This window comes from Paenibacillus artemisiicola, assembly GCF_017652985.1.
In the GTDB taxonomy this organism is placed as follows: Bacteria; Bacillota; Bacilli; order Paenibacillales; family Paenibacillaceae; genus Paenibacillus_Z; species Paenibacillus_Z artemisiicola.
In genome coordinates this window covers 1-6,563 of sequence record NZ_JAGGDJ010000092.1, presented here as the reverse complement: position 1 = coordinate 6,563, position 6,563 = coordinate 1, and the positions used below count along the sequence as shown (strand labels likewise).

Annotated in this window: 6 protein-coding genes; 2 read left to right on the top strand and 4 right to left on the bottom strand. The window is 48.7% G+C overall.

Annotation, left to right across the window (positions count from 1 at the left end):
• Window positions 1–1,073 precede the first annotated feature (1,073 nt).
• Both I8J29_RS33025 and I8J29_RS33020 read left to right on the top strand, forming a co-directional pair.
• On the top strand, window positions 1,074–2,021 hold the full coding sequence (locus I8J29_RS33025) for a helix-turn-helix domain-containing protein (RefSeq protein ID WP_208851505.1): 948 nt from the start codon (window positions 1,074–1,076) through the stop codon (window positions 2,019–2,021).
• A 656-nt stretch (window positions 2,022–2,677) separates the two neighbouring features.
• Window positions 2,678–3,535 (top strand): hypothetical protein, encoded by an 858-nt coding sequence (locus I8J29_RS33020; protein ID WP_208851504.1) that lies wholly within the window; start codon window positions 2,678–2,680, stop codon window positions 3,533–3,535.
• Between the two features lie 189 nt (window positions 3,536–3,724).
• On the opposite strand, the gene I8J29_RS33015 is transcribed toward I8J29_RS33020, so the two are convergent.
• From I8J29_RS33015 to I8J29_RS33000, 4 genes are all read right to left on the bottom strand, one after another.
• Window positions 3,725–4,282 (bottom strand): tyrosine-type recombinase/integrase, encoded by a 558-nt coding sequence (locus I8J29_RS33015; RefSeq protein WP_208851503.1) that lies wholly within the window; start codon window positions 4,280–4,282, stop codon window positions 3,725–3,727.
• A gap of 322 nt (window positions 4,283–4,604) precedes the next feature.
• Complete coding sequence (locus I8J29_RS33010) at window positions 4,605–4,892, bottom strand: CopG family antitoxin (protein ID WP_208851502.1); 288 nt, start codon at window positions 4,890–4,892, stop codon at window positions 4,605–4,607.
• Window positions 4,889–5,176 (bottom strand): BrnT family toxin, encoded by a 288-nt coding sequence (locus I8J29_RS33005; RefSeq protein ID WP_208851501.1) that lies wholly within the window; start codon window positions 5,174–5,176, stop codon window positions 4,889–4,891. The genes I8J29_RS33010 and I8J29_RS33005 overlap by 4 nt, the downstream gene beginning before the upstream one ends.
• A gap of 130 nt (window positions 5,177–5,306) precedes the next feature.
• Window positions 5,307–6,317 (bottom strand): tyrosine-type recombinase/integrase, encoded by a 1,011-nt coding sequence (locus I8J29_RS33000; protein ID WP_208851500.1) that lies wholly within the window; start codon window positions 6,315–6,317, stop codon window positions 5,307–5,309.
• Window positions 6,318–6,563 lie beyond the last annotated feature (246 nt).

The following is a 6,563-nucleotide window of genomic DNA, read 5'->3' as shown; positions in this document are numbered from 1 at the left end:
GTCTTAAAGAACAATCACTTTAAACCTTACGGCTCGCATTTACCGTAAATACGGAGGGCTGCGTTTGATGCCCTAATCTCGCTTTCAGCGCAGGTGATAATCGCCTGGAGAGAACTACCTCCAAATGTTTCTTAAATGATTCCCGGACTTTTTAGTCTTGTAATGGATCTAATGTTAAAATGCTAATCCTGAGTAATTCATTTCTTTGCACTCCTCGGCACGTCCCCTCACAGTTCTTGTTCTTCTCTTTAGTACCTCTGTAACTAGATATCTATTATTCAAATCAGTCCTCAAAATAAATTTATATATAAAAAGAGCCGGCTAAATCAGCCGACTCTCATACCAAAAGGACCCATCTCAAGCATACAAAACATGCTAAAACAGGACCTATTATTTTACTATTAGACTCCATGGTTTTCCTGGAATGACCAACACCCAGGGTAATTTCAAATGTGGCGAGGCATCTCCTGCTTCGCAGATAAATCAACTGCGAAGTAAATTAATAAATCTCGTAATAAACTTATTTTAACAGTTAACTCTTTCCTCAGCAATCCTTATATGAGACCCAAATACGCATGTTGCCGCTCGCAATCCCTTTGCATGCTACTCAGACGTCGTAGGATGCCCATATAGAGGATTTGTGGCGCCTCTCCTATAACCCAAAAAACTAGCCGTATTCAGCCTTAGAAAGGCTATTATATGCCTTAAAATAAGTCTTGAAGAAATGTAACGCCTGTTGCCCTCGTCTATCTCGCACACAATTGCACGCTCCCGCTTGGGCGAAGTGAGTTCGTCCAGTGTAGCGTTTGTGTCACTGTCTCAGTAATTACGCGACTTTCACGAATCTGCCCTATCAAATTCCCGTAGCAAGAATGCTAGAGGGCATGGTAAGATATTCCCCATAAACGACGAAAACGCCTTAAAGGTTTGGCGGCCTAGGCGTCTTCTCGTTCAAATAACCGGGCATTCGTATGCCCTTATTCGGTTAGGCTCGGAGGCCTTATGCGTCCTATAATAGCATGGCCTCCACGAATAAGGCAACGTATCGCCTTTAATTTGAGGAGGCTTTTCCAATGTCCGAAAGCTCACGTATGGAAATCATCTGGGGCGTTGCCCTGCTAGACGAAGGATTTACGTCAATTCCTAATCTACTAATTCGCAATTATCGCCGAATTGGAATGGAACACGGCGAGTACGGTTTTATCTCGCAACTGCTCTCCTACAAGCACGACGCGCGTGATCCGTACCCAAGCCGTGAGCTGCTGGCCGCTAACCTCAGCTGCTCGACACGCCAAATTGATAAATGGGTTAAATCGCTCCGAGCTAAGGGTTTGCTCCGTATCGGTGAGCGCCGCAACTTACATAACAAGCAATGGGGAAACACCGTCTATAACTTCAAGCCGTTACTAGACGCCCTACAGCGACTTATCGGCGAGCAGCCGCTTCCTGCCGCTGCCGATAAATTCGAGGTCGTGTGGGACGATGAAGAACAGCGACGCGTACCTGAGGTTCGCATGGGTTCCGGACCTGAGGTTCGCATGGGTTTGGTACCTGAGGTTCGCACTAAAAAGAAAAGTAAAAATAACAATCTAAAAGTAGATAGAAAGAAAGAAGCAGCAGCGGCTGAAGCCGCCGCCGCTCTCGCTCAAATTTCTGTCTCTATCGAATCAAATCAAACCGAAGAAAAACACGACGAAATCTACGAGGCGCTTCTAGAAAACGTCCCTCGCTTGGTGTACGTCGCCGACAACGTAACCGCGGGCCTCATGTACATCGATGAATTTTACGCCATGCTCCAACAGAAGGAATTCCAGCATATGCTCTCGCCGGAGCTCGTGCAGCTCGCTTGCGAGCGGTACTTTGAGCGTAACTGCCGCCGAGAAGGCTCGAACGTTTTCATGCGCCAGACAATCAAGGAACCGGCCGGAATGCTCCATCGCTGCTACCAAGAAGCTCATAAGCTTATGAAAGCGCGCCGCGGCCGCCCTGCTCACGAGCTCTTGAAGAGAGGTAAGCAATGACGCGCCACCGTCGAACGTCATTCACGATGCGGGGAACGTTTACCGGCGCTCCGGCCGAGATTGTACGGGCAGCGCGCTCTCCGGAAGTCCAGAGCTCGTTCGCCAGGTCGAAGCAGCTGCGACCATGTACGCGGGGCAGCTGTTCAATTACGGGCTCCTCCTGTAACGTTCACGTTCGAGAGCTGAGCCTCTGCAAGATCTACATACGGTCTATCAGCTCCTCTGGTGGATTATGGAGAGCGTGGATGAGGGTTTTAAGACGTCGTGTGACGCGCTGTGAGTGTCCTGTGAGGCGTTCTAATCCTTTCGGGCTACAGAGTAAGGACAGGGCTTCGAAATGGCTTACGAGGCATCTGGGGGGCTTCTGGGAAGAGACGTCGCGAACATGATTCAATCTCATGATTCACGCGTCTATTCGCCTGAGAGCGATTGGGACGGGCTAGTTGCTTTACTCGTTTGAACAAAATCGATCTGAGGGCAAATGACGGGCTCGGCAGGAGTCAGCTTTGCACATGGTGAATCATTTATGAATGAATTCATTTTCGTTCACGGCTTCATTCCAGATTTATAAAGGGAATTATCGTGGTGAATGCGTAGTGTGGCGATGAACGTGAATGAATGAACGCGTGAATTTACCATGAATGGGGTGAACGCAATTGGAATGGCTAACGGTTGCGCAGGTCAGTGAGCAGGTGGACATACCGGCGGAAACGGTGCGACGGTACATTACACGGCATGGTTTGCATTTGCAAGTCAAGAAGGGGCATAAAAGCTATCAGATTGCAGAGAGCTGCCTCCCCGTATTCCGCCAGATTCGAGCGCTGTACGACGAAGGAAAGCAGGTTGATGAAGTTGAGGCAGCGTTGGTTAAATCCGGTCGGCCAACGGTCATAACCGTGAATGAAGCCGGTGAATCCATGACGGTGAACGTGGCCGAATCCCTAGCAGCCATGGATTCCAAGCTAAATGCAATTGCGGTCATGCTCATGAACGCGAATGAACGATTGAATTCAGGGGAGCAAGATCGCGCTGCAATGCGGGAGGAAATGCAAGGAATCCGTGAACAGGTCATGAACGTACATCAAGAAATAGCGGCCACAAATGAGCAACTGACTGGACAGATCGTGAACGAAACGGCCGGCATTCGTGAACACACAAAGTCGGAGAATGATAGGTTACGGCAAGAGTTAGCTGAGGCTCGCTGGGAAGCAAATTCCTCTACGAAGCAGATCACAGAGCAATTAGAGAACGCAGTGCAACAAAATGCAACCGTCGCTGCTGTCGCCAACCGTGAGGAGCGAGGCCGCCGGCTAGACGAGCATTTCACTCAAGAACGGATTAAGCGGCAGCTGCGATCCGAGGCAATTGAAGCCTGGAACGTTTTGCCGGAGGCGCAGCGGACGCGCAAGGTGGGGCTTTTCCGGCGGGAAGAGGACACGGCTGCACGCGATCGCTTCGTCCGGGATTACGTCGATGAGCGGTACGAAGCGCGCATGCGGGAGGAATTCGAATGAACCGACGAGGCTGGCGCAACGCATTATATGATTAAGGACGTTGATGGTGAGGAGCTAACCGGCGTCGTGGAGGCGCTGTTCAAAAATGGACACGAATCGCTGTACGGCCAAATATACGGCGTCTGAGGAGAACGGCAAGAGCAAGAACGCGTTCCGTTTTAACGGTGGCCCCCTTGGCGCGCCCCTCCATCAAAGGACGAACGTCTCCAAGTCCTGTTCGATCTCCTCATCCGTAATGCCGATGTACGTTAACGTTATGGCCGGGTGGCTATGATTGAGAATGCGCTGTAGCTTGGCGACGTCGCGCGTCTGCTTGTACATCCAGTACCCGAATGTCTTCCGGAGCGTATGGTTCCCCATGCTCTCAACCTCGGCCATATCAGCAGCCTTGTTCAGCTGCCTATAGCTTTGCGTAGGCGTGATTGCCCCGCCACCCTTACGAGATGGAAACGCCCACTCACTGTCCACGGTATCCAGATAGGCATTGAGCTCGTCGTAAATGTTGGCCAGCAGCAGCTCCCGCGATTTCCCTGTTTTCCCTTCCTTGACGACTACTCGCTTTTTCCCCAGCAGCTCCTTCGTCTTGAGCTTAACGATGTCCCCGACTCGTAGGCCCGTATTGACTCCGACAAGAAACAGAATGTAATCCCGTTCCGAGCAGAACCGGCGAAGCGCCCACTTCATGTCGTCGATTTTCTCACGGCTTCGAATGGGTTGAATGTCTTTGACCTGGTTTGTGGCTGGCATGGAAGCTCCTCCTCGACGGATGCAGTAAACTCAGAATTTTGAATGTATGAAAAAATCACCTACCCGAATAGTAACTCCACTTTTGGATAAAATCCAGTATATACCGCAATTTCAATGTATGTTTTTATTGAATATCGTACATTCATTACATGTGAATCCCTGCTACAATACAGGGGAAGTTTCCCCATGCAAAAATGCCGCCGGATACGATCGATCACGATCCCGCGACATTTTGCTGGTGTATGCGATTTTTTGTAGTGATAGGGATAACACCAACATTCTGACGGTTAAGCACTGCTGGACACCTAAAAGGAATTTCTGTTTAACGAACTGATTTCTCTTCCTCATATACACGTTCAATTAAAAACTGCTTCATGAGCGTCTGATACCCCATATGTTTTTGTGCTGCGACTTCCTGGAGGCGCTTGATTAAATCGTGTTCCAGGCGGATGGAGATTGTTTTTGTGCGTCCGTTCCGGCGCGGTAAATCATCCTCAGTTACAGAGGCTTCGAGCAGCTCTTCACTCATCGTATGCGTAGCCCAAAAATCGGCAGCTTCTTCGTCGGTCATGTTCGCTGGAATCTCCTCTTTGGATGTAATTCGTTTCATCGTGATGACCTCCTTTTGTTGTAGAGTTTTTTCTCATCGGCTTCGGCATTTCGGGCCGTAATAACCCGAATACGATTGCCTTCCTTTTTCACAAAAATGACAACTAAACGCCGGCCTTCATCCGTTGCTCCGATAATGCCCCGGTGGCCACTATGGGCATGAAACGGGAGCCGGTCCTCGTCCCAAAATGCTTCCTCGGCTTCATCGGGGAGGACGCCGTGCCGCGCAATATGATCGATATTGTGATCATCCCAAATGAAAAGATCCTCTTCGTCATCAAACACCAGTGACCCTCCAAAATGTATGTGCTATAGTATATACATTTTACAACGAATGAATACGGAGCTCAATAGCCCTTTTTGGACCGAAATAGGGAGATTGGCTTGCAGTTCCTTTTTACTCGTCGGCGTGTAGTTAGCTCATATATACCGCAACCAATCCCCAACGATTATCTCCATGTCCAAGTTCATGATGAACCGTATTAATTGATTCTTTAACAACATTAAATAGCTCTTTTTCAGAAGAACTAATTCCTGTATGGACTTTTCGGCCATTGGCACGGTTCTCCAACATGCGCTCAATTATTATTTTACCTTGTGCTTGGCGATCTCCTAGAAGCTCTGATAGACGTGTACGAGCATAGGTATGACGAAAACCATGCCACCCAAATGATACGACCCCTGAACGATCACAAGCCCGTTTTAAACCCGACCGTAGCGTCCCTTCCTTGATACCACCTAGAATTTTTTGTGTTGCCTCTTTGCCTTGAATTAGCTGTCGTAATGGCTTCTCATACGCTATAGGGACTGGGATATCACGATATCTCCCTCCTTTGGTGATGCCTCGTCCTTGCTCAATATGCACTTGTAGTTGGCCATTTTCGCGTTGAATAATGTGTTCTACCCGAATATTAATAGCCTCTTTGGCTCGCAACCCCAACTGCAAGCTCATCTGCATCGCTACGCGAACAGCTGGCGACATTGCTTTTTCTAACTTAAGAATCTCCTCCTGCGAATAGCTACGGTCCTTTGGAATCTCACGCTGCTTGGGGGAAATGTGTCGCTGATTGATAAACTTTACCGGTGGTTTTCCGATTTTTTCTGAAAACTTTTGCATACCAACTTGTAGCTTGCACAAATGGGATTCCACGTTGATGAGATAACCCTGGGATACTCCTTTATCACGGAGAGTATTTAAATATCCTTTCGTATGCTCTTCAGTGAGCCGATAAATCGATCGGATCCCGTATTCGACGCGGCAAAACTCCGCAAAGCGAATCCCCGTACCTAACGCATCTCGAAAATATTTAATGGAGTGAATGTTACTTGTATCGCCACCTTGCTTCGCCTCTCGTTTACTGGATCCAATTCGATTAATCTCTTTTAGTGCAGTTTCCACCTGATTTTTTATTGAAGATCGCCCCATACTACTTTCCCTTTCACAATATTTTCGGCGCTGGGGCTATCGCCCCAGACCCCACCTTAAGATCGGATCGCCTGTGGCGAATCCTCCTTAAGGTGTTGCATTTCACTGCCACGTTTCGTGTCTTAAAGAACAATCACTTTAAACCTTACGGCTCGCATTTACCGTAAATACGGAGGGCTGCGTTTGATGCCCTAATCTCGCTTTCAGCGCAGGTGATAATCGCCTGGAGAGAACTACCTCCAAATG